The 22856-nt window shown below is 51.8% G+C and carries 20 protein-coding genes; 9 read left to right on the top strand and 11 right to left on the bottom strand.

The annotated features are described in order from the left end of the window. Positions 1–55 precede the first annotated feature (55 nt). Positions 56–1267, top strand: a complete 1212-nt coding sequence (locus F0P93_RS04975) for an ABC transporter substrate-binding protein (protein ID WP_150875172.1) — start codon at positions 56–58, stop codon at positions 1265–1267. Between the two features lie 32 nt (positions 1268–1299). On the opposite strand, the gene F0P93_RS04970 is transcribed toward F0P93_RS04975, so the two are convergent. The 5 genes from F0P93_RS04970 to F0P93_RS04950 form a co-directional block, all read right to left on the bottom strand. After that, a complete protein-coding gene (locus tag F0P93_RS04970; protein ID WP_150875171.1) occupies positions 1300–2523 on the bottom strand; it encodes a TlpA family protein disulfide reductase in 1224 nt (407 codons plus the stop codon). Between the two features lie 124 nt (positions 2524–2647). After that, positions 2648–4834 (bottom strand): outer membrane protein assembly factor BamB family protein, encoded by a 2187-nt coding sequence (locus F0P93_RS04965; RefSeq protein WP_150875170.1) that lies wholly within the window; start codon positions 4832–4834, stop codon positions 2648–2650. Between the two features lie 94 nt (positions 4835–4928). Next, a complete protein-coding gene (locus F0P93_RS04960; protein ID WP_225309375.1) occupies positions 4929–5195 on the bottom strand; it encodes a hypothetical protein in 267 nt (88 codons plus the stop codon). 30 nt (positions 5196–5225) lie between these two features. After that, positions 5226–5807: a dihydrofolate reductase family protein gene (locus F0P93_RS04955; RefSeq protein ID WP_150875169.1), complete on the bottom strand. Its 582-nt coding sequence runs from the start codon at positions 5805–5807 to the stop codon at positions 5226–5228. 102 nt (positions 5808–5909) lie between these two features. Continuing rightward, on the bottom strand, positions 5910–6341 hold the full coding sequence (locus F0P93_RS04950; RefSeq protein ID WP_150875168.1) for a VOC family protein: 432 nt from the start codon (positions 6339–6341) through the stop codon (positions 5910–5912). A 139-nt stretch (positions 6342–6480) separates the two neighbouring features. Here F0P93_RS04950 and F0P93_RS04945 point away from each other — a divergent pair, with 139 nt between their 5' ends. From F0P93_RS04945 to F0P93_RS04920, 6 genes are all read left to right on the top strand, one after another. Next, positions 6481–7461, top strand: coding sequence for a GlxA family transcriptional regulator (locus F0P93_RS04945; RefSeq protein ID WP_150875167.1), 981 nt, complete (start codon positions 6481–6483; stop codon positions 7459–7461). Positions 7462–7587: 126 nt separating this feature from the next. After that, the gene (pyrG, locus tag F0P93_RS04940; protein ID WP_150875166.1) at positions 7588–9252 is read left to right on the top strand and encodes a CTP synthase; all 1665 of its coding nucleotides are present in this window, start codon (positions 7588–7590) and stop codon (positions 9250–9252) included. A gap of 116 nt (positions 9253–9368) precedes the next feature. Continuing rightward, positions 9369–11207 carry a membrane protein insertase YidC gene (yidC, locus tag F0P93_RS04935; protein WP_150875165.1) on the top strand — a complete coding sequence of 613 codons (1839 nt, stop codon included), beginning with the start codon at positions 9369–9371 and terminating at the stop codon, positions 11205–11207. 175 nt (positions 11208–11382) lie between these two features. Beyond that, positions 11383–13026 (top strand): ABC transporter substrate-binding protein, encoded by a 1644-nt coding sequence (locus tag F0P93_RS04930; protein WP_150875164.1) that lies wholly within the window; start codon positions 11383–11385, stop codon positions 13024–13026. Between the two features lie 95 nt (positions 13027–13121). Beyond that, entirely contained in the window at positions 13122–14405 is a 1284-nt protein-coding gene (hemL, locus tag F0P93_RS04925; protein WP_150875163.1) for a glutamate-1-semialdehyde 2,1-aminomutase, read from the top strand. Positions 14406–14414: 9 nt separating this feature from the next. Next, positions 14415–15422, top strand: coding sequence for a glycosyltransferase family 2 protein (locus F0P93_RS04920; protein ID WP_150875162.1), 1008 nt, complete (start codon positions 14415–14417; stop codon positions 15420–15422). Positions 15423–15473: 51 nt separating this feature from the next. Here the strand turns inward: F0P93_RS04920 and F0P93_RS04915 are convergent, their stop codons facing one another. Further along, the gene (locus F0P93_RS04915) at positions 15474–16238 is read right to left on the bottom strand and encodes a class I SAM-dependent methyltransferase (RefSeq protein WP_150875161.1); all 765 of its coding nucleotides are present in this window, start codon (positions 16236–16238) and stop codon (positions 15474–15476) included. Between the two features lie 197 nt (positions 16239–16435). On the opposite strand from F0P93_RS04915, the gene F0P93_RS04910 reads away from it, so the two are divergent. Next, the gene (locus F0P93_RS04910; RefSeq protein ID WP_150875160.1) at positions 16436–16726 is read left to right on the top strand and encodes a hypothetical protein; all 291 of its coding nucleotides are present in this window, start codon (positions 16436–16438) and stop codon (positions 16724–16726) included. Positions 16727–16795: 69 nt separating this feature from the next. On the opposite strand, the gene F0P93_RS31435 is transcribed toward F0P93_RS04910, so the two are convergent. Further along, on the bottom strand, positions 16796–16960 hold the full coding sequence (locus F0P93_RS31435; RefSeq protein WP_165840860.1) for a hypothetical protein: 165 nt from the start codon (positions 16958–16960) through the stop codon (positions 16796–16798). Positions 16961–17125: 165 nt separating this feature from the next. Here F0P93_RS31435 and hisS point away from each other — a divergent pair, with 165 nt between their 5' ends. Next, the gene (gene hisS / locus F0P93_RS04905; protein WP_150875159.1) at positions 17126–18496 is read left to right on the top strand and encodes a histidine--tRNA ligase; all 1371 of its coding nucleotides are present in this window, start codon (positions 17126–17128) and stop codon (positions 18494–18496) included. Positions 18497–18620: 124 nt separating this feature from the next. Here the strand turns inward: hisS and F0P93_RS04900 are convergent, their stop codons facing one another. The 4 genes from F0P93_RS04900 to F0P93_RS04885 form a co-directional block, all read right to left on the bottom strand. Beyond that, complete coding sequence (locus F0P93_RS04900) at positions 18621–19400, bottom strand: PorT family protein (protein WP_150875158.1); 780 nt, start codon at positions 19398–19400, stop codon at positions 18621–18623. 80 nt (positions 19401–19480) lie between these two features. Continuing rightward, positions 19481–21151: a glucose-6-phosphate isomerase gene (gene pgi / locus F0P93_RS04895; protein WP_150875157.1), complete on the bottom strand. Its 1671-nt coding sequence runs from the start codon at positions 21149–21151 to the stop codon at positions 19481–19483. A gap of 11 nt (positions 21152–21162) precedes the next feature. Continuing rightward, on the bottom strand, positions 21163–21948 hold the full coding sequence (locus F0P93_RS04890) for a glycoside hydrolase family 25 protein (protein WP_191908725.1): 786 nt from the start codon (positions 21946–21948) through the stop codon (positions 21163–21165). A gap of 197 nt (positions 21949–22145) precedes the next feature. Beyond that, positions 22146–22781: a peroxiredoxin gene (locus F0P93_RS04885; RefSeq protein WP_150875156.1), complete on the bottom strand. Its 636-nt coding sequence runs from the start codon at positions 22779–22781 to the stop codon at positions 22146–22148. Between the last annotated feature and the right edge of the window lie 75 nt (positions 22782–22856).

The following is a 22856-nucleotide window of genomic DNA, read 5'->3' as shown; positions in this document are numbered from 1 at the left end:
TTAGGTATGATTATGAGTGTAATATGTCGTATATTTTCGGCATAATTAAACTCATATGAACATCCTGAAAAACCTGACCGCTTCCGTATTTGTTTTTATCGTATTTCTTTTCGCCGGGTGTTCGGTTGACGATCACCTGCAACCGGTGACCATCAACATCGGCGGACTTTCGTCGCTGACCGGAAACTGGTCATCCCTCGGAATCACTACCCAGGCCGCGATGGAAATTGCTGAGGAAGACATCAACCTTTATTTTGCGGGGAAAGGCAGTGGCTTCCGGCTTAGCATCACGGACTACGACACCCAACTCGAAGCCGAAAAAGCCGCTGGTTTTTTTACCGCAGCGGCTGGTTCCGGCACCCGGTTTTTCATCGGGCCACAGTCCAGTGCCGAGCTGGCGGCCCTGTTGCCCCTTACCAGTTCCTACAACAGCCTCGTGATTAGCCAGGGCAGTACGGCGGGGAGTCTGGCCATTGCCGACGACCCGGTTTTCCGGTTTTGCCCGGCCGACAAAATTGAAGGAGCTGCCATTGCCAAAACCATCTATGGGCAGGGCATTCGCGGACTGGTGACGATTGCCCGCGATGATGCCGGAAACAAAGGATTGCAAACATCAACCGGCACTTCGTTTACCACGCTGGGCGGGGTGGTTCAGCCATTGACGCCCTACGGCACGTCCATCAGCGATTTTACCGCGGAAATTGCCGCGATTAAAGCACAGATTAGTGCATTCACTACCACCTACGGTGCTGACAAAGTCGGCGTTTATCTGGCTTCCTTCGATGAATGTGTCGCCCTGTTCAAACAGGCGGCATCGGACCCCGTTCTGAGTTCCGTGCGCTGGTATGGTGGGGACGGTGTGGCCCTGAGTGCCGCCTTGATTGGCGACCCGGATGCTGCTGCTTTTGCGATCAGCACGCAGTTTTTTACGCCAACGTTTGGCCTTCCCGACGCTTACAAGGTCACCTGGGAGCCACTGATTGCCCGGATAAAAACCAAAACCGGTATCGACGCCGATGCATTCGGCATTGCGGTGTACGATGCGATGTGGGTTATTGCCAAAACCATCGAAGCCAGCAATGGCGTTCCGTCCGATCTTAATACCCTCGAAAGCCAGTTTGTAACGCAGGCCAATGCCTATGTGGGGGCAACCGGCCCAACGAAACTCGACACGTTTGGCGACCGGGCCAATGGCTCGTTTGATTACTTCGGAATTGAAAAAACAGGCAGTGTTTATCAGTGGAAATTGGTTGGGAAATCGAATTGAAAGGACTTATTTTAAATACATTATTCCGGATTCTATTTCTTAATAATACGGTCCAGTTGTTCCGATAATCGTTGAAAACCGGTCAATCCTTCGTCTTTAAAAACGATTTTGCCGGATGAATCGATCACGACGAAAGAGGGATAGGCCGTAATACCGAACTGTTTGCTAAGGGTTGGATTCGTTTGCGGATCGTAGAGTTGCAACGAAGTAATTTCGCGCTTTTTAATGAAAGCTTCTACCTTGCCGGGATCCTTGTCGTAACAGACGCCGATCATGGCTACTTTTTGCTCATCAACCGTCGCGTGCATTTTCTTAATGGATTCTAAAATCTGTAGACAGGGAGCGCACCAGGTGCCCCGAAAATCCAGTACAATGTATTTTCCTTTCAGGGTTTTCGAACTGACGGAGTCTTTTGAAAGCATGTCTCTCCGGGAAAAAGGATGGGCCATGTAACCCACCTTGCTTCCGTAAGTATCTTCCTGTGAGGTGATTGTTTGCAGGAAAATGGAGTCTGCCAGTGGCGATACTTTCTCAAACAGAAACTTCTTCAAACCAACAAGTACAATATCGCCTTCGACGTATTTATTAAACTCGTTGGTGTTGGCTTTCACACTGCGGGGATCGACGTTTGGCGGAACGACCACCAAAAAAGTTGATTTTTTTGTATAATCAAAAACGGTTTTTGAAAACAGCATCAGTGAATACGTTGCCGTATCGACTTTGATCGTTGCCTGTTTGTATTCGTTGGGACGGATAAAAAAGTGTACTTTATTTTCGGTAGAATCGCCATGATCAATCTGGAGTTTAGGCGGTTTGATAATCGAATAATCAAATAGGATTGATCTGCTTTTGTACTGGCCTGCCGCTGCATTAATTTTTAGGCTTTTATAATTTCCCCGGGCGGGGCTCGTCAGGGTGTCTGGAAAATACACAATTTCATCATCCGATAAATCGCTATTGAAATTTTGATCGATCACAACGTAGTCTTTGTTGCTGATTGTTTTTCCGATCAAAACGGCAACGTCTTTCTCCAATGCTTTTAATTTAAAACTTCTTGACAAGGTGGAATACTTTGATGGAATAGCGGGAAGCTTAACCTTCAGCTTATTTTTAACCGGATGGATGTAGGAAAACGAATAGGCGGTTGAATCATAAACCGCTTTGAGTGCCAGGGGCACAGCCAGGCGTTGAGAGAACAGGGCTGACGAGCCGCTTAAAATCAGGAAAATGCAACCAAATAGGACCCAATGTTTCATAGGGAATGCAGAGTTAGGGGTTTGACTTAATCGTAAAATGACGTAAATCAACTAATCTGTACGTTATGAAACTACTGTAATAGTTTTGTGTTTTCTGATTTTACTCTCCCATACCCATCAATATTCATTTTGGTAATGCAAACGCCACAATCGAACCGGCCGGATTTTCCTTGCTTCCGCCAACCGAGAGTGCGACAAATTGCCGGTTGCTACTGAAATACGTACAGGCGGTTGCGTTGGCAACACCCGGGAGCGAGGTCTCCCAAACCAGTTTGCCCGTTGATTTATCAAAGGCTTTCAGTTTCTGATCCCGGGTGCCGCTGATAAAAACCAGCCCTCCGGCGGTGACGATGGGACCAGCGGAGCCTTCCAGACCGGTTTCGGCCGCACCTTTTTCCTGTAGTTCCGGATGATTTCCCAGCGGAATCTGCCAGACGTAATCGCCGGTGGTCAGGTTGATCGCGTTGAGTGTTCCCCAGGGCGGTTTGATGGCCGGATGTCCGTTTGGATCCCGGAAATGACCGTAGGCCGTCAGATTCAGGTATTTATCGGCACCCGCGAGGGTCTGACCGGTTTCCATTTTGGTGGCTTTTCCCGAATTCTTTTCCCGTTCGAACAGGAAAGCAAGAATACCCTGTTCCTTCCCTTTGACCACGCTGGCAAAGGCCGGCATTTTGCCGCCACCCTGTTTAATTTTGGCCAGCGCAGCCTCGCGGGTCATTCGGTTTCGGAGGCCGATCAGCGATGGATAATTGGGTTCGTCGCCATTTTTGTCCTTGCCGTGGCAGCTCACGCAATACGTCATGTAGAGCGTTTTGCCTTGGGCAAAAACCGTCTGGTCTTTGGCTTCTTTTTCAAGATCGACTTTTTGCATCGACTGAATTTCCGGCGAATCGTTCGACTTGACGTACAACACGCTCGTGGCCGGATCATAGGCCGCGCCACCCCATTCGGCACCGCCCCGGGTTCCGGGCAGCATCAAGGTGCCTTTCAGGTCCGGTGGGGTGAAGAGCCCTTCGTAGCGCATCGACCGGAATTTCTTAACGATGGAGTCATGCCCTGCTGTCGAATACCGGGTCAAATCCGCTTCCGTCATGTGTTGTCGGGCAAACGGTTTGGGCTTCAGCGGAAAAGGTTGCGTGGCCCAGGCTTCCTCGCCGGGGAGGTGAGAAACCGGTACGGTTCGTTCTTCAATCGGGAATAAGGGCTCCCCCGTTTCGCGGTTGAAGACGAACACAAAACCGTGTTTCGTCACCTGAGCCACGGCGTCTATCTTTCGGGGCCGACCGTCGGGGCCAACGCGTTCCACCGTAACCAAATTGGGCGGAGCGGGCAGGTCATAATCCCACAAATCGTGGTGGACGGTTTGGAAATGCCAGCGGTAGTTGCCGGTTTTGGCATCGAGGGCTACCACACTGTTGCCGTACAGATTTTTGCCTTTGCGGTCGGCGCCGTAAAAATCGTAGGAAGGGGAGCCCAGGGCCAGAAACACCATGCCGCGCCGGGTGTCCACGCTCATTCCCGCCCAGTCGTTGACGCCACCAGCGTATTGATACGCTTCTTTGGGCCAGGTTTCGTAGCCGGGTTCGCCGGGCAGCGGAATGGTGTGAAATGTCCATTCGAGTTTTCCGTTCCGGATGTTGTAGGCCCGGATGTAGCCTGGTTGCGCCCCGTACAGCTCCGACACTTCAGCACCCATGATCAGCAAATCCTGGTAGACGATTCCGGGCGATGTCGGGATGACCGAAATGGTTTCGGGAGCATCGCGCAACCCAACATTCATGCTCACCTGCCCGTTTTTTCCGAAGCCGGGAACCGGTTTCCCCGTGCGGGCATCCAATGCAAACAGCACATCGCCACCCGTTACCAGAATCCGTTTGTCGGCGCCATTTTCCCAATACGTAACGCCCCGGCTGACGCCCCCGCCCACTCCGCCATCGAACGGATCGAACGACCATTTTTGCTCGCCGGTGGCGGCATCGACGGCATAAACCCGGTGCCGGGCCGACGTGGCGTATAAAACACCGTCGATGATGATGGGGTTGCACTCACTGCTTCCGGGACGCGCACCCGCCTGGGCGTCGTTCGGGTGAAACGTCCAGGCGAGTTGCAACTGGCTGACGTTGTTAACCGTAATCTGATTCAATTCGGAATAGCTGGTGCTTTCGGCGTCGGCTTTGTAGAGGCTCCAGGTACGGTTTTTATTGTCATCCGACTGATAACCCGCCAGGAACAGGAAGGCCGGCAAGGCAAGAAAAAAGCCCAGTTTCAGACCGAGCCGGTTTTTTAAAAAGAGAGCGAGGTGGCGCATGGGAGGCTGCGATGAGTGACGGCTGTGTTCCGTACCCATAAACAAAATAGCGCCTGATTTTACTCGTGCGTTCCGGTATGGAGTCGGTTCCGGACTAAAAAACCGGTTGGTTAAGGGGAACATCGTCCGGCAAAACCTCCGCCGTAAACCCGAAATCCTGCACCAGCGAAATTACGAAACCCGGTTCGACCAGACCGGTTGACGAGTGGATGCGCAGAATCCTGTCGCAGTCTTCCAGGTCAAAATTGGCGGTGTAGTGCGTAAACGTTTGGTGGATGAGATCCAGAAGCCGGTTGGCGTGACGCGTATCCCACACATTGGTTTTAAAAACTTCGACCATAACACCTGCGGATGGATTCATACCGGAGAGAACAATAATCCTGCCGAATGCCTACCGGGCTGATTCAGGCTGGTAACAAAGAACCACAATGCCGACGCTGCTGACGGTGGTCTTCACCAGTTTCAGCGTCATGCGGTCGGTCATTTCCTGCCAGACCGGAAGACCGGTTTTCAGGGCGACGGGGTTGATAAAAAGATGGTATTCATCAATCAGGTTGTGTTGAATAAAAGCCGAAACGATGCGGGCTCCCCCGTAAATAATCAAGTCTTTGCCCGTCTGTTCTTTCAATTCGGCCACTTCTTCGGCGGGGCTTTTTTGGGTCAATCTGGCGTTTTTCCACTCAACCGTTGAAAGCGTCGTTGAAAAAACCACTTTATCGATCTCGTTCATCTGGTGCGCAAAGGCCAGATCATCCGGATTGGCGTCGGGGTTGGTGGCGGCATTCGGCCAGTAATTCGCCATACCCTCGTAGGTGACGCGTCCTATTAGCATCGTGTCGGCAGAGTTGGCGAGATCGGCGGCATACTGATTCAGGACCGCATCCCAGTTCCAGACCATCCAGTCCTGTTCGCCCGCTGGGCCGGCCACGAAGCCATCGAGAGTCATTTGCATTTGTAATTTCACCTTTCTCATGATTCAGTCGGTCGTAATCATCCGTGGAACAGAACCCGGTTTGAAGCCGGGCTCTGTTGGTTTTAAAAAAGAGGAAGGTTGTTGTTCCTGTTCGTTGCCTGGTCAGGCGGCTGGTTTTTCATCGAAACTGATCATCCACTGGATGCCGAAAGGATCGGTCAGCATGCCAAAATAAGAGCCCCAGAATTCTTTTTTCATCGGCATCACGGCTACACCACCCGCCGAAAGTTTTCCGTACAGGCGGTCGGCTTCTTCTTTGTTGTCGACATTGATCGAAAGATGGAAATTACTCCCCGGGGTGACGGTATGACCCATCGATTCGAGGGCATCAGTAGCCATCAGGAGCGTTCCGGACCCAATCGGCAAGGCAATGTGCATGATTTTTTCGGCCTCTGTGGCCGAGAGTTTGGCGCCTTCGGGTGTGTCTTTGAAACGTTGGAGCGCGATAAATTCACCCCCAAAAACCGACTTGTAGAACGTAAACGCTTCTTCGGTGTTGCCATTAAAATTCAGATACGGATTGAAAGTTGCCATGGTTGGAGTGGTTAGAGTCAGGCGGTTTTTTCCGCCTTGCGTATAGGACAAACGTACGGGAATGAGTTGACACCGGCAGGGGGCAAACGCGGCAATAAAAGGGGTTGATTACGACAATCCCTTTCTTTATTTTTGACGCATGAAGCATATATCGATTTTAGTCCCCAAAGGGGCTATTTTAGGTAGCCTGGAGGGCACCCGCCAGTTGTTTACGCAGGTCAATCAGTTTTTTGCCGCCAAGGGCCAACCGCCCTTGTTTCGGGTGCAACTGGTCGGTCTGACGAAAGAAACGCCCCTGAGTGGCGGTGCTTTTACGGCCCATGCGGATGCGGTTCTGGCCGACGTGCAAAAGACGGATTTGATCGTCATTCCTGCGCTGGATGGGGATCTGCGGCTGGCGATTGAAAAAAACCGCGCGTTTATTCCCTGGATCACCGACCAGTACCGGGGCGGTTCAGAAGTGGCCAGCCTGTGTCTGGGCGCTTTTTTGCTGGCATCGACCGGTTTGCTCAAAGGCCGCCAATGTGCCACACACTGGCTGGCGACCAATGACTTCCGGCAGTTGTTTCCCGACGTGAATCTGGTGACCGAGCGGATCATCACCGACGAGATGGGCATCTATTCGAGCGGGGGCGCGTTTTCGTACCTGAACTTGATTTTGTACCTCATCGAAAAATACGCGGGTCGCGACATTGCGGTGCTGTCGGCCAAAGTCTTTGCCATTGAAATCGACCGGGAAACCCAGTCGCCGTTCACGATTTTTCAGGGTCAGAAAGAACACGAAGACGAGCCGGTGAAGAAAGCCCAGGAGTTTATCGAAAAGAATTTTCAGGACAAAATAACGATCGATCAACTGGCCGACATGCACGCCCTGGGTCGACGGAATCTGGAACGGCGGTTCAAGAAAGCCACGTCCAATACCGTTGCCGAATACATCCAGCGGGTGAAAATCGAAGCGGCCAAGAAAAACCTGGAAATCAGCCAGAAGAACATCAATGAGATCATGTACGACGTGGGCTATTCCGACACCAAAGCCTTCCGGACGATCTTCAAAAAAATCACCGGTTTGTCGCCCATCGAATACCGCAACAAATACAACAAAGTTGCCGCCGTAGCCTGAGCACACCACGGGCTGACCCTCAACTGATTACTACCGGTCCGTAACTTTTTCCACGCTCATACCCACCTTTTCTCCGTAACTTTCCCTACCTTTACATCCCGTAACAACCACATTTCGTTTTCAGACATGGCTCCATCCGGTCAGAAAACCGCTAAGTACATATTCGTTACGGGCGGTGTAACTTCTTCGTTGGGCAAGGGCATTATTGCCTCTTCGCTTGCAAAATTGCTTCAGTCTCGCGGCCTGTCGGTCACGATTCAAAAGTTTGATCCTTATATCAATATTGACCCCGGTACGCTCAATCCATACGAGCACGGCGAATGCTACGTCACCGACGACGGCGCGGAAACCGATCTCGATCTGGGCCACTACGAACGGTTTCTGAACATTCGTACGTCACGCGCCAACAACATCACCACGGGCCGAATCTACAACAACGTCATCACCCGCGAACGCAAGGGCGATTTCCTCGGACGGACGGTACAGGTTGTGCCGCACATTACCGACGAAATCAAACGCAACATCCGGCTGCTGGGCGAAACCGGTGAGTACGACATCATCATTACCGAAATTGGTGGGTGTGTGGGCGACATCGAATCGCTGCCATTTGTGGAGGCTGTCCGGCAGTTGAAGTTTGAACTGGGCGAAAAAGATACGCTCGTCATTCACCTGACGCTGATTCCGTACCTGGCGTCGGCGGGTGAGCTGAAGACCAAACCGACCCAGCACTCCGTTCGGATGCTGCTCGAAAACGGCGTTCAGCCCGACATCATCGTGTGCCGCACCGAACACCCGCTTCCGCCCGACATTCGCCGGAAAATTGCGCTGTTCTGTAATGTGCAGGTGAATTCGGTCATTGAAGCCATCGACGCCGAAACGATTTATGACGTTCCGCTGCTGATGCGGAAAGAAAAACTCGACCAGCGGGCGTTGTACATGCTCGATCTATACAACGATCAGGACGCCGATCTCGATAGCTGGAAGGAGTTTCTGGGCCACCTCAAAAATCCGACGGATTCGGTTACGATCGGGTTGGTCGGCAAGTACGTTGAGCTTCGGGATGCCTACAAATCCATCGCCGAGTCGTTTATCCACGCCGGAGCCAAGAACGAGTGCAAGGTCAATGTCGAATGGATTCAGTCCGAAACCCTGGGCGATTTTGACCAGGTATCGGAACGGCTTCGGGACCTCGACGGCATTCTGGTTGCGCCCGGTTTTGGCGAACGCGGCATCGAAGGAAAGATCAACGCCATCCGCTTTGCCCGTGAAAATGGAATACCGTTTCTGGGCATTTGCCTCGGAATGCAGTGTGCCTGCATCGAGTTTGCGCGCAACGTGCTGGGCTGGTCCGACGCCCATTCGTCGGAAATGAACCCAAATGCATCGCACCGGGTTATCGACATGATGGAGAGCCAGAAAAAGGTGACCAACAAGGGCGGTACGATGCGGCTTGGTGCGTATCCCTGCAAAATCAAAAAAGATTCGCTGGCGTTCCAGATTTACGGAAAGTCGCAGATCAGCGAACGGCACCGCCACCGGTACGAATTTAACAATGAATTTATCAACCAGTTTGAGAAAGCCGGGCTGGTGCCAACCGGAATCAATCCGGAAACCGGGCTGGTCGAAATTGTGGAGCTGAAAAACCATCCGTGGTTCGTTGGTGTGCAATTTCACCCCGAGTTGAGAAGCACCGTGATGGACCCGCATCCGTTGTTCGTACATTTCGTGCGGGCGTCGATGGGACACTCTCAGGAGAAACGCCTGGTCGATACCACGGCGAATGTTGGTTAAGCCTTTGCTTCTCCGTACTTTTGCGGACTAATTATTACGTTTAAAGTTTAAGGTTTAACGTTTGAAGTGCTCGTTAGCCACGTTAAACCTTAAACTTTAAACTTTAAACCAAAAAAATGGATCGTAATCAAATTATTGGTATTGTATTGATTCTGGGGATGTTGCTGGGGTACCAGTTGTTAATGCCAAAGCCCGCTCCGGAAACAAAGCCCCAACAGCAAACCGCCACCACTGCCCCCACGCCGGAAGCCGCCAAACAGGCGGAACAACCCCTCGACTCGGCAGCCTCCCGAATGATGTACGGCGATTTTGCAGCCGCGGCAACGGGCCAGAGCCAGGATATCGTCGTCGAAAACCCTGATATCCGGGTTACCTTTAGCACCCAGGGAGGACGCGTCAAAGAAGTCCTTCTGAAAAATTACAAAACGTACGACCAGAAACCGCTCGTGCTGCTGAATGAAGAAAGCAGCGCAATGGTGCTGGAACTGCCTACTAACCGGGGGAAAGTTAACATCGAAAAATTGTATTTCGAAACGGCCACGCCACCCCAGACCACCGTTCAGGGAAACGCTCAAACCGTAACGTTCAAACTCGCCCTGTCACCCACCGAATCCGTTGAACAAACGTATACCATTCCCGCAAAAGGATTCGTGGTTGATTACGACCTGAAGCTGAACGGCCTGGATAAGCTATTGACGAACAACGATATCCGGTTCCTGTGGCAGGATAAAATGCGGCAGTTTGAAAACGATATGGCCGAAAACCGGAAGTCGGCTACCATCAATTACCTGTCGGCCGACGAAAATTTCGATGGTCTGTCGGAAGGAGCGGCCAATCAGGAAGCGACGCTGGAAGAGCCGGTGCAGTGGTTTACCATCAAGCACAAATACTTTCTGGCCGGGTTTATTTCGGAGAGCAGCCCCTTCAAAAAGCCGGTTTTCAAAACGATTGTGAACGAAGCGGATTCCAGTACGGTCAAAACCGCCATTGCCGACGTGCTGATTCCCATTGCCGATGTGAAAGCGGGCAAAGGCAATTACCGCTTCTATTTTGGCCCGAACGATTACCAGTTGCTCGACGAAGTGGCACCGGAATTTGACCGGAACGTCTACCTGGGGTATGCCATTCTGAAACCAGTGAACAAGTACTTTTTTGTGCCGGTGTTTAGTTTTCTGGAGAAATTCATTTCCAACTACGGTTTGCTGATCATCGCCCTTGTTGTTTTCGTGAAACTGCTGCTTACGCCTTTGACGTATCGTTCATACGTTAGTATGGCAAAAATGCGGGTTTTAGGCCCCGAAGTGAATGCGATTCGTGAGAAGGTGGGCGACGACATGGCCAAGCAACAGCAGGAAACCATGAAACTGTATCAGCAGGTGGGCGTGAGTCCGCTGAGTGGCTGTATTCCGGTTCTGGCCACGATGCCGGTTTTGATGGCGTTGTTCTTCCTGTTTCCAAACCTGATCGAACTGCGGCAAAAAGGGTTTCTGTGGTCGAATGATTTGTCGACCTACGATTCGTTCATCAAATTCCCGTTCACGATTCCTTTCCTGGGCTCACACCTGAGTCTGTTTACGATCTTCATGACGGCGTCGAGTTTGGCCTACGCGTATTATAATAACCAGATGACGCCCGCCCAGCCCAACAGCCCGATCAACATGAAAGCGATGAGCTACGTGTTTCCGCTGATGTTCATGTTTGTTCTGAACTCGTTTCCGGCCGGTCTGACGTTTTATTACTTTGTGTCGAACGTCGTGACGATTGCCCAGCAATTGCTGATTCGCAAGTTTGTCGACGAAGACAAGATCAAGGCAGTGCTGGAGGAAAACCGGAAGAAGTTTGCGAAGGGCGATGTCAAGAAATCGAAGTTCCAGGATTTGCTGCAACGCTCGCTTCAACAGGCTGAGGAAGCTAAAAAACAAGCTGAAGAGGCTAAAAAACGACCGAAAAAATAAAAAAGATGGCTCACTAATCTGTCTTCTTTCTAACAAAACCAACACGTCTGTGTTGGTTTTGTTAGTTTTGTGCCACGCTTCTTAATCCAGCCCCATGAATAGGTCTTTTGCTTTCCATACCGGTTTCAGGTCATTTAGCCTCTGTGTCCTAATCTGGACGACCGCATTGGCGGCTATGGCCCAAACCGATAACGCTGAACGGCGCTACCAGTATGCGGTACGCTTCTTTCAGCAGAAAGACTACGTGAAAGCCAAGGCTGAACTCAAGCCGCTGACCGAGATCCGAACCAGTGGCATAGCACCCTACGCACACTATTACCACGCGCTGGCCGATTTTAATCTGAAGCGGTTTTCGGAAAGCCGGTTGATGTTGAAGCAGCTGATCGACCGGTTTCCGGATTGGAAAAAAATGGACGATGCCTATTACCTGCTGGGGGCGGCTTTTTTTGAAAACGGGCAATACGAAGAAGGCATCGAAAACCTGGGCCGCATCGGCGACCCAGCCCTCAAACCGGACGTCAGCAAACTGCAAACCTATTATTTCAGCCAGATCAACGATTTGAACCGGTTGAAACTGATGCAGAAAGAATTTCCGAACAACCGCGAACTGGCACTGGCGCTGATCGATCAGATCCAGCGAACATCGACAGCCCCGGCCGACCTCGAACTGTCGGACCGGCTGACCAACCGGTTTGGCGTACCGGGCATTGCGCGGCCCGTAATGACGGAAGCGTCATCCAATACGGCGACCGTTGCCAGACCGGAGAAAAACCGCAACAAAGGGTATTACAACGTGGCCGTGCTGTTTCCGTTTCGGCTGAACGACATCAACCCGGACGACCGCGCCCGCTCGAATCAGTACGCGCTGGATTTGTACAACGGCATGCGGCTGGCGAAAACGAAATTGCAGTCGGAAGGTATTACGGTGAATCTGTTTGCCTACGACGTCGATAATGATGGCACCAAAATGACGACGCTGGTCAACAATCCGGGATTCATTCAAAACGATTTGCTGATCGGCCCACTTTATGCCGAACCCAACCGGATTGCCACGGAATTCGCCAATCAAAACAACGTATTGCTCGTAAATCCCATTTCAACGAGTAGCGAACTGGTCGTCAATCAACCCCTGGCTTTTCTGGCTACCCCGTCGCTGAACCAGCAGGCGGTGAAAACCGTCGCGTTTGCCCGAACCTTGTCGATGGTGAAAAAAGCGGCTATTTATTACGGGAACACCCGGAAGGATTCCACGTTGGCGACTCTATACCAGAACGAACTGAAACGAATCGGCTACGCGGTGCAGGATTTTCGGAAAGTGAGCAGCAGCGATCTGGAAGCGATCCGGCTGTCGGAAACGAACAAACCCGGCCATATTTTTCTGGTGAGCAGCGACGAAAACACGGGGGCAAAATTGCTCCGGCTACTCGCGCAACGGCAGGTGGAAGTTCCGGTGATTGCCACTTCGTCGGCCTTCAATTTTGACAAAGATCCTCTATCGATTTTTTCAAAAAACGATTTGTACCTGGTGTATCCCGAATTCGTTGATCCGGAGCGCCCCGGTTCGGACGAATTTGAGGAACTGTACCTGGATCAGCGTAACCTGATTCCGTCGACCTACGCGTACCAGGGGTATGATATGCTGCTGTTTTTTGGCCGGATGCTGGCCCGAACCCGCGGACAGATTACAAACCGGTCGCAACTCAAAGCCGCCCCCGAAGAAGGCTACCTGCTTTCCGGCTACGATTACACCGCCAGCAACGATAACCAGGTCGTGCCCATCGTAAAATACGACGGAACACGGTTTACACTCATAAAATAATTGTGAATGAGCGAATGAGCGAATGAGTGAATAGAAAAGCGCGATCTTTGATCCTATTCACTCATTCACTCATTCACTCATTCGCTCATTAAAAGATGAAAACGAGCGAGCAACTCTTCGAGAAAGCAAAAACATTGATTCCGGGCGGGGTGAATTCTCCGGTTCGGGCCTTTCGGGCCGTAGGTGGAAACCCGGTTTTTATTAAATCCGCAAAAGGACCTTACCTTTTTGATGAAGATGGTAACCGGTACATCGAACTGATCAATTCCTGGGGTCCGATGGTGCTGGGCCACGCGTTTGAGCCGGTGGAAGAAGCCGTTCGGGAAGCGATTCAGCACTCGTTTTCATTCGGCGCACCCACCCGCAAGGAAGTGGAAATGGCCGAATTGATCACCGACATGGTGCCGTCGGTCGAGATGGTGCGGATGGTCAACTCCGGCACCGAAGCCACGATGGCGGCTATTCGGGTGGCACGTGGGTTTACCGGGCGCGACAAACTGATCAAATTTGAAGGCTGTTACCACGGCCACGCGGATTCCTTTCTGATTGCGGCCGGTAGTGGCGCCATTACGATGGGTACGCCCGACAGTCCCGGTGTTACCAAGGCCACCGCTTTGGATACGCTGACGGCTCCGTTCAACGATCTCTACGCCGTTGAACGATTGATTGACGCCAACGCCAATCAGATTGCGGCCATCATCCTGGAACCCGTTGTGGGCAACATGGGCTGCGTGTTACCCGAACCCGGTTTTCTGCAGGGCTTGCGGGATTTATGCGATAAAAATGATATTCTGCTGATTTTTGACGAGGTCATGACCGGTTTCCGGCTGGCCAAAGGGGGGGCTCAGGAACGGTTTGGCATCCGGCCCGATCTCACCACGATGGGTAAAATCATCGGGGGCGGAATGCCGGTGGGGGCCTATGGCGGACGGCGCGACATCATGAGCATCGTTTCACCCGCCGGGCCGGTGTACCAGGCCGGAACCTTGTCCGGGAATCCGATTGCTATGTCGGCCGGGCTGGCGATGTTGCGGCATTTGAACAATCATCCGGAAGTCTACACGCGGCTGGAGGAACTGGGAACCAGACTCACCGACGGCATTCGCGCCAGCATGGTTAAACTGGGACTGGATTTTACGATCAATCACCTCGGCTCGATGTACACCCTGTTCATGACGGAGCGGCCGGTTTCTAATTTCGTCGATGCCAAAACCAGCGATTTGCCATTGTTTGGGCGGTATTTCCAGGCCATGCTGAAGCGGGGTGTCTATTTAGCTCCGTCGCAATTCGAGAGTTTGTTCCTCTCGGTTGCGCTGACGGACGAGTTAATCGATCAGGTGATCTGGGCGAACGAAGAGGCATTGAAGGAAGTCATCTAATCCCGTTCGATGCGTTTTTCCGTCATCATTCCCGTTTACAATCGCCCGGACGAACTGCGCGAACTGCTCGAAAGCCTGAGCCGGCAAACCCGTGTTCCCGACGAAATCGTGGTGGTGGAAGACGGTTCCGTAACCCGGGCCGACGCGGTGGTCGAGTCGTTCAAAAACCGCCTGACGATCCACTATTTTTTCAAACCCAACGGCGGTCAGGGGTTTGCCCGCAATTCCGGTTTTGAACGGGCAACGGGCGACTATTTCGTGATTTTCGATTCCGACGCGCTGGTACCTCCGCATTATTTTGCCGCCGTCGAACAGCGGTTGCAAACCGACTGGCTGGATGCGTACGGCGGCCCCGACGCAGCGCATCCCAGTTTTACGCCCATTCAAAAGGCGATCAGTTATTCGATGACCTCGCCGTTTACGACCGGTGGCATTCGAGGCAGCAAGAAGAACCTTGGCGGCAAGTTTCATCCGCGCAGTTTCAACATGGGTTTTTCGCGGCAGGTCTACGAGAAAATCGGCGGGTATAAAATAAGCCGGATGGGGGAGGACATCGAATTTGCCATCCGGATTATTGAGAATGACTTCAAAACCGGCCTGCTCCCGGATGCGTTTATTTACCACAAACGCCGGACGAATTTCGGCCAGTTTTACCGCCAACTCCGGTTTTTTGGCCGCGCCCGCATCAACATTGCCCGGTTTTTTCCGTCAGAACTCCGGCTGGTGCACACCTTTCCCGCGTTGTTTACGCTCTTCGTCTTCTCGGTGCCGGTTTGGTATTTCTTCCACCCGGTTCTGTTTGGTCTGGCGGTTTCGGTGTTGCTTCTGTTCTCCGTTCTGATTTTTGTAGACGCCGTCCGAAAAGAGAAGAGCCTGGAAGTGGGTTTTTTAAGCATTGGAGCGGCTTTCGTGCAGCTCATCGGCTACGGCGTCGGTTTTTTGAGCGAAGGCTGGAAACGACTTCGTGAACCCAAAGGCCACCAGGAAACCGGTGCCAATATGGAATATCCGTCGTAATCCATCCGAAAACCTTTTCCGAGGGGCCTTATCCGGTCGAAAGCGAACGACTTACTTTTTGCAGAGATAAATCACCTCCCCGGCGGGCAGCGAAAACCGTTTAACTTCTTCTTTCGGGAGCTCAAACACGAAGCGATCTTCCACGACGGTGAAACCGCCTTTGGCCAGCCGTTGGGCGTAGTCGCGGCCAAAAAGCCGGACGTGGTCGCTTTGCCAGAAAAGCCGTTCCCGCTCTTTCGGGTCGGTAATGGTGGCGTCTTCAAAGGTGGTTTCGCGGTTGTAGTCGATCGGCGACTGGATGATGGCCCAGCCGCCCGGTTTTAGTACGCGATACAGCTCACTGCTGGCTTTAGCATCATCTTCGACGTGTTCCATGACGTGGTTACAAAAGGCAACATCAAAGGTATTGTCGGGAAATGGAATCTGGTGGATGTCCATTTTTATTTTCGCCAGGGGCGATTCGATGTCGGCGGTGATGTAATCCAGATTCGGCAGTTTCTCGAACCGGTCAATAAAACAATGTTCGGGGGCTACGTGCAGGACTTTCAGCGGATCGCGGTAGAAATTGGTTTTTCGCTGCAGGTAGAGGTTCATCAGCCGGTGACGCTCCAGGGCTAAGCAGTTCGGACACAGAGCGTTCGGGCGCGGGATGTTCCGGCCGTAGGGCATAAACTCCCGGAAATGGTTGCTGCAAACCGTACACTCGACGTTATTGCCCCGGTAGAAAACCATCATCACCTTCATGGCATAATGGCTGACCCGCTGCAAAACCGGGCGCGGTACGGTTTTTAAAATAAAGCTGATGAGATGTTTCATACCACGGAAAAACACCGCCGGAACACGGGTCGCTATCGCTGATCCCCCACCGGCGATGGGGCCGAATACGCAATAATTAACAGATTTCCCGATAAAATGAGATTTAGTCTGTTAAATTAGTGCTTTGATCACTTGTAGTTTTACTTACGATGGCCGTTGCTCCCTCTAAACCTCCCGGTCGGCGTCTCATCAAGCGGATGAGTACACGCACCAAATGGCTTTTGCTGGCTCCCTTCAGTCTGATTCTGATTGGTTATGGCTTGTGCGTTTTTAGCGAAGCCGCCAACCTGAAACATACCGGTGAGCCCTTCAGCCGGTGGTTTTTGCTGGGAACCTACAGTCTGGTGGTCATCAACGCCGGGCTTTCCCTGTTTGGTCAGGCCATTATTTTCCGGATGCAGATCGAAAACCGCCGGACCATCCGCCGGTACCTGAAAAAGATGCTGCGGGAACGGCTTAAAAAAGAAAACCCCGTCCGTCGAGCGTGACGAGGCAATCGAATGACCCTGCGTTTTCAGGAAACAAGACAATACCGTTTACTGAAAGCTATTTTTCACTTACGCTGCGGCCTGGCTTTTCTTTTCGGCAAAAGACGCCTTGATGGCTTCTACATCAACGTTTTTCACATCCGGGCGACGCAATAGTTGTTTAATACGCGCAATTTTGTTGTTAGCCCGGGCTTTATTTTTTTGGTCTTTGCGTTTCAGTGCTGTTACTCCCATGATTGTATGTAATTAGTCCGTTTAATCCAAATTGTCCGCAAAATTAGCGGAAATAACTCAGAAAATCAATTTTTTATTGGTAGTTATCTGACCCGATGACGGGGGAGGAGCAGGTTCCTGCAAACAGCCTGCTGAAAACTCCGCCCGGCTTGCTATTTTTGCATCATGCAAAAACCGAGTTTACCCCGCGGCACGCGCGATTTTGGGCCGGAACAGATGAGCAAACGGCTTTTTCTGCTGGAAACCATCCGGCAAACGTTCCGGCGATACGGCTTTCAGCCCATTGAAACCCCCACCCTTGAAAACCTGTCGGTTCTGATGGGGAAATACGGCGAAGAAGGCGATCAGTTGCTGTTTAAAGTGCTCAATTCCGGCGACTTCGCCAAGGATTTGACCGAAACCGACTGGCAGGAAAATGCCCGCAAATTAACCCTGAAAATTTCGGAAAAGGGCCTTCGGTACGACCTGACGGTTCCGTTTGCCCGTTACGTGGTGATGAACCGCCACGCGCTGACGATGCCGTTCAAGCGGTACCAGATTCAGCCGGTCTGGCGCGCTGACCGTCCCCAGAAAGGGCGCTATCGGGAGTTTGTACAGTGTGATGCCGATGTGGTCGGAACGGATTCGTTGCTGTGCGAAGCCGAAATCGTTCTGATGTTGCACGAAAGCCTGCGAAATCTGGGTATTCAGGATTTTACCATTAAAATCAATAACCGCAAGATTCTGACGGGCATTGCCGAGGTGGTGGGTGCCGCCGGGCAGGAGGGACTGCTCGCCATTGCCATCGATAAACTGGACAAAATCGGAAAGGAAAAAGTGGTTGAAGAATTGAAACAACGCGGTTTCTCCGATGAATCGATTGCTAAATTAGAGCCAATGTTTCAGTTTCCGGAGCAGGCTCAGGCGGCTTTCGCACAACTAAAAAGCTGGCTGTCTTCTTCGGAGGTGGGACTGAAAGGCGTTGCAGAGCTCGAAGAAGTCTGGCAGTTGGTCGCCCAATACGGGTTGAACGATGCCCGGATGCAACTGGATGTGACACTGGCGCGGGGCTTATCGTATTACACCGGTGCCATTTTTGAAGTGAAAGCGAATGGGGTACAGATTGGAAGCATCAGCGGGGGCGGCCGTTACGACAACCTCACCGGCGCATTCGGGATGCCCGGTTTATCGGGCGTTGGCATTTCACTGGGCGTCGACCGGATTTACGATGTAATGGAAGAACTGAATCTATTTCCGGAAACCGGGTTGCAATCGACGCAGGTGCTGGTGGTTCACCTCGATACTGAAGGGCGTTCGCTTGGCTTGCCGCTGCTGAGCCAGTTGCGGGCGCTGAACATCCCGGCAGAAGCGTATCCCGATACCGCTAAAGTGAAAAAGCAACTGGAGTATGCGAATGCAAAACACATTCCCTATGTCGTTTTGATTGGCTCTGAAGAACTGCAAACCGGGCTACTGGGGCTGAAAAATATGGTGACGGGGCAGCAGGAGAAGCTGACGACCAGCGAGATTGTGTCGCGTTTGAAGGGCGAGCTATGAGCAAGTAACTAAATCGTAGAATTAAACTAAACCGCTGACAGGGCCTTTGGCCGCTGTCAGGGATATAAAAACGGCGTCCCGACTCAAAGTTGGGACGCCGTTTGCATGGAGGACAGTTTGCGAATTAAAACTTGAAGCCGAGATTGACTCCCACTGCCCGGCGCTGCGAATTGTTGAATCCGCTGATGGCATCGGAGAAGCCGTGGTGATATACAAGGTCGATCAGGACCGGGCCCATGTCGAAGCCCAGATTGACCAGACCCAGAAAGGTTCCGCTTTTGATCTCATTTTCATCCACATTGACAGTGTTGCTGCTGCTCAACCGATTGGCATATTCAGCACCAACAGCCAGCCGAACGGCAGAAATGCCACGATCCGATTGCGCCAGTTTTATGCCGACGTAAGCCGGAATCTGCAACCATTTGGTGTTGATACGGCCCGAAATGTCCTTTATCGAAGCGCCATCGCCCGGTGTGAAGTAGTTCGAGCTGGAAGCAAAATACTCTACGCCCAACTGACCGTAAATCCGGCCGCCACCGCGAACGAAACCACCGATCTGATAACCCAGACGGCCCGCAGGATTGTCGCCATCTACGTCTTCACCCCGGTACCGGGTGGAGTTGGCACCCACATAAATACCGCCAGTGAAAGCTTTATACGGTCTGTCCGCTTTTACACGGCTTTGACGGCTGCCATAGTCAGCGCTGGTCGTCGTTGAGGAATACGAGCTGGTCGTGGCTGGAGTCGACGAATACGTCGAGTTGTTGATTGGTGTGCTAACGGTGTCCGTTGGCGCGACCATGGTTGCGGAGGTTCTGGTGGTGTCTGACGAAGTGTTGTTCTGAGCATAAGCGCTCCACGTTCCCAAAAGGCACACCGCAAGCAGAATACTGTTGCGTTTCATACTGATAAGGTTGTTGAAATTGTAAAAAAAAAGGTGCATGCAGCGCATACACCTTATTAACAACGATCATCTTGGATTGTTTAAAGTTGTCGCCATTCTTTATAAGAATTGATCAGGCCATTGGTCGAACTGTCGTGCGACGAAACCGGCCGGTTGTCGGCCAGTTCGGGCAGGATGCGATTGGCCAGTTGTTTGCCCAGTTCGACGCCCCACTGATCAAAACTGAAGATATTCCAGATGATGCCCTGGGTAAAGATTTTGTGTTCATACATCGCAATCAGACTGCCGAGTGTCCGGGGTGTGATTTTCTTCACCAGAATCGAATTGGTGGGCCGGTTTCCCGAAAACACCTTGAAGGGCATCAGTAAAGCCACTTCCTCTTCCTTTTTTCCGGCTTTCACCAGTTCACCCACCACCTCTTCCCCGGATTTGCCGTTCATCAGGGCTTCGGTTTGGGCGAAGAAGTTGGACAGCAGCATGTTGTGGTGTTCGCCCAGTGGACGCTGGCTGATGGCCGGAGCAATGAAATCGCAGGGAATCAGCTTGGTACCCTGGTGAATCAGTTGGTAGAACGCGTGTTGCCCGTTCGTGCCGGGCTCTCCCCAGATCACCGGCCCGGTCTGGTAGGCCGTTGGCTCGCCGTTGCGGTCGACGGATTTGCCGTTGCTTTCCATGTCGCCCTGCTGGAAATAAGCCGCAAACCGGTGCATGTATTGGTCGTAGGGCAGAATGGCGTGTGACTCGGCTCCGAAAAAGTTGTTGTACCAGATGCCCAGCAAGGCCAGCGTCACCGGGATGTTTTCTTCGATGGGCGTATTCTTGAAATGCAGATCCATCGCATGGCCCCCTTCAAGCAGTTCGGCAAAGTGGTCGAACCCGATGTAGCAGGCAATTGACAGACCGATGGCCGACCAAAGGGAGTAACGCCCACCGACCCAGTCCCAGAACCCGAACATGTTTTGAGGATCGATGCCGAATTTTTCGACCTCGGTTTTATTGGTTGAAATGGCTACGAAATGTTTCGCCACCGCCGATTCGTCACTGGCGTGACTCAGGAACCAGTCGCGGGCCGAATGCGCATTGGCCATCGTTTCCTGCGTCGTGAAAGTTTTTGACGCAATCATGAACAGCGTGGTTTCCGGATCGAGTTTTTGCAGGGTTTCATAGATGTGAACGCCATCGACATTCGACACAAAATAGACCTGCAACTGCGGTTTTCCGTTTTTCTGAACGGCATACGGTTTCAGGGCTTCCGTGACCATCACCGGCCCCAGATCTGAACCGCCAATGCCGATGTTGACCAGTTGCGTGATTGGTTTGCCGGTATACCCTTTCCAGTCGCCCGAGCTAATGCGATGCGAGAAAGCCTCCATTTTGTCCAGAACCGCATTGACATCCGGCATCACATCGTTTCCATCGACCAGCACCGGCGTGTTGGAACGATTCCGCAGGGCGACGTGCAACACAGAACGGTTTTCAGTAACATTGATCGGGTCGCCGGAAAACATCTTTTCGATGGCTTCGTACAAACCCGCTTGTCCCGCCAGTTGACGCAGCAGTTGCAGGGTTTCGGCGGTAATCCGGTTTTTGGAAAAATCGACCAGAATGTCTTCAAACCGCAGCGAGAAATCAGTAAATCGATGGGGGTTCTGAGCAAATAAATCCCGCAGGTGCTGTTCTTTTAGTTGCTCGAAATGATTCTGGAGTTCCTGATAGGCAGGGAGTTGAAGAAATGAATGGGTCGGTAACATGGTAAATGGGTTCAAAGAGAAATTTCGTTCAATCGGTCCGGTTCGCAGACAAATACGTTAAAATCGACTTTCCCGCGAATGCCATCCACGGAGCCTTTTTCATTGTGTTGCCAAATGTACAACCGCTCCGCTTTAAAATGCCGGGGATGGTCGGAAGAATAATCGGCAATCCAGAGCGGATAGTCGTCAAAATTACCGGCAATGTAGAGCAAATAAAAGTGACGGTTGACATAAATAATCGGTTTGGTGCCGTAATGGACTTCCACCAGCCGCAGCCAGACCCGAATGTCGGCAATGAGCTGATCCGCCGGAACGGTTCCTTTGGCATTCCGTTCAAAGTCGAGCACGGGGGCAAAGTCGCCGGGTTTGAGCGTTACGGTTTTGATAAAATTCTGAGCCTGTTTTACGGGATCGCGCTTCGGGTGAAAGAAGTGATAGGCACCCCGTTTCAGGCCTGCTTTCCGGGCTTCCTGCCAGTTGTGTTTGAAGCGCCGGTCGACCAGGGATGCGCCTTCGGTAGCTTTGACAAAGACAAATTGCAGCCCAATGCCCCGGGCCTGTGCCTGCGAAACCCGCTTCCAGTTGATACGGTTGTTGTGGTGAGAGACATCAATACCGTGAATCGTATACTTCAGCGGCATTCGGATTCCGTAACCGTTTACAAACTCCCACTGCAACTCGTTGACTTTCTTCAGCGAACGGTTCCACCACAGCCCAACCAGAACCAACGAAAGCACCAGAAACGGCCAGACCAATACTTTTCTCTTCCTATAGATAAATAGAACGATCCGGCTCATACTGAGCAAAAATAAGTAGAAAAAGGGGGCGGGAGTCGGTTTCGGGGAGAAACGTTTTGGGTAAGCCGGTTGGATAAAAAATAAATTTCGAATAATAAATGATGAATGTTAAATGTAAAAGTGATGAACAATGAGATCCTTTTATATTTAACATTCATCATTTATTATTCGAAATTTAAGGCAATTACGCTTTATTTTTACTTATTCGGCTGCGGAGTCGTCCGAAGGTACGGTTTGACAATGGTAACCCCTTTCGGGAATTTCTTGATGGCATCTTCCGTGCTAACCGCCGGAACCACGATTACATCCTGACCTTCCGTCCAGTCGGCGGGTGTGGCCACCTGGTAGTTCGCGGTTAATTGCAGCGAATCGATGACCCGCAGAATCTCCGTGAAGTTCCGGCCCGTTGAAGCGGGATAGGTCAGCGTCAGTTTAATTTTTTTGTCAGGACCGATGATGAACACCGACCGAACCGTCGATTTTTCGCTGGCGTTCGGGTGAATCATGTCATATAATTCGGCCACCTGTCGGTCTTTATCGGCAATCATCGGAAAATTAACCGTCGTGTGCTGGGTTTCGTTGATGTCTTTCACCCATTCGGTGTGCGACTCGAGCGGGTCAACACTGACCGCAATCACCTTCACGCCACGCTTCGCAAACTCGTCAGTCAGTTGGGCGGTTCGGCCCAATTCGGTCGTACATACCGGCGTGAAGTCGGCGGGGTGAGAAAAAATCATGCCCCAGGAATTTCCCAGCCATTCGTGAAAATTGATTGTACCCTCGGTGGTCTCTGCCGTAAAATCCGGGGCAATGTCACCTAATCGGAGTGCCATAATAAAAAGAGGTTTAAAGACTACTATAGTAGTACTATAGTGTTGGTTACACAAATGTAAAACAGTTTATCAGAA

This window comes from Larkinella humicola (assembly GCF_008727875.1).
GTDB lineage: Bacteria > Bacteroidota > Bacteroidia > Cytophagales > Spirosomataceae > Larkinella > Larkinella humicola.
This window is presented reverse-complemented; position numbering and strand designations above follow the sequence as displayed.

Coding starts and splice junctions, on each gene's coding strand:
- yidC (WP_150875165.1), top strand. CDS start 9,369: ATGGATCGTAATCAAATTATTGGTATTGTATTGATTCTGGGGATGTTG.
- F0P93_RS04930 (WP_150875164.1), top strand. CDS start 11,383: ATGGCCCAAACCGATAACGCTGAACGGCGCTACCAGTATGCGGTACGC.
- F0P93_RS04970 (WP_150875171.1), bottom strand. CDS start 2,523: ATGAAACATTGGGTCCTATTTGGTTGCATTTTCCTGATTTTAAGCGGC.
- hisS (WP_150875159.1), top strand. CDS start 17,126: ATGCAAAAACCGAGTTTACCCCGCGGCACGCGCGATTTTGGGCCGGAA.
- F0P93_RS04920 (WP_150875162.1), top strand. CDS start 14,415: ATGCGTTTTTCCGTCATCATTCCCGTTTACAATCGCCCGGACGAACTG.
- F0P93_RS04945 (WP_150875167.1), top strand. CDS start 6,481: ATGAAGCATATATCGATTTTAGTCCCCAAAGGGGCTATTTTAGGTAGC.
- F0P93_RS04955 (WP_150875169.1), bottom strand. CDS start 5,807: ATGAGAAAGGTGAAATTACAAATGCAAATGACTCTCGATGGCTTCGTG.
- F0P93_RS04910 (WP_150875160.1), top strand. CDS start 16,436: ATGAGTACACGCACCAAATGGCTTTTGCTGGCTCCCTTCAGTCTGATT.
- F0P93_RS04965 (WP_150875170.1), bottom strand. CDS start 4,834: ATGCGCCACCTCGCTCTCTTTTTAAAAAACCGGCTCGGTCTGAAACTG.
- pgi (WP_150875157.1), bottom strand. CDS start 21,151: ATGTTACCGACCCATTCATTTCTTCAACTCCCTGCCTATCAGGAACTC.
- F0P93_RS04975 (WP_150875172.1), top strand. CDS start 56: ATGAACATCCTGAAAAACCTGACCGCTTCCGTATTTGTTTTTATCGTA.
- F0P93_RS04900 (WP_150875158.1), bottom strand. CDS start 19,400: ATGAAACGCAACAGTATTCTGCTTGCGGTGTGCCTTTTGGGAACGTGG.
- F0P93_RS31435 (WP_165840860.1), bottom strand. CDS start 16,960: ATGGGAGTAACAGCACTGAAACGCAAAGACCAAAAAAATAAAGCCCGG.
- F0P93_RS04960 (WP_225309375.1), bottom strand. CDS start 5,195: ATGAATCCATCCGCAGGTGTTATGGTCGAAGTTTTTAAAACCAATGTG.
- hemL (WP_150875163.1), top strand. CDS start 13,122: ATGAAAACGAGCGAGCAACTCTTCGAGAAAGCAAAAACATTGATTCCG.
- F0P93_RS04915 (WP_150875161.1), bottom strand. CDS start 16,238: ATGAAACATCTCATCAGCTTTATTTTAAAAACCGTACCGCGCCCGGTT.
- F0P93_RS04950 (WP_150875168.1), bottom strand. CDS start 6,341: ATGGCAACTTTCAATCCGTATCTGAATTTTAATGGCAACACCGAAGAA.
- pyrG (WP_150875166.1), top strand. CDS start 7,588: ATGGCTCCATCCGGTCAGAAAACCGCTAAGTACATATTCGTTACGGGC.
- F0P93_RS04890 (WP_191908725.1), bottom strand. CDS start 21,948: ATGAGCCGGATCGTTCTATTTATCTATAGGAAGAGAAAAGTATTGGTC.
- F0P93_RS04885 (WP_150875156.1), bottom strand. CDS start 22,781: ATGGCACTCCGATTAGGTGACATTGCCCCGGATTTTACGGCAGAGACC.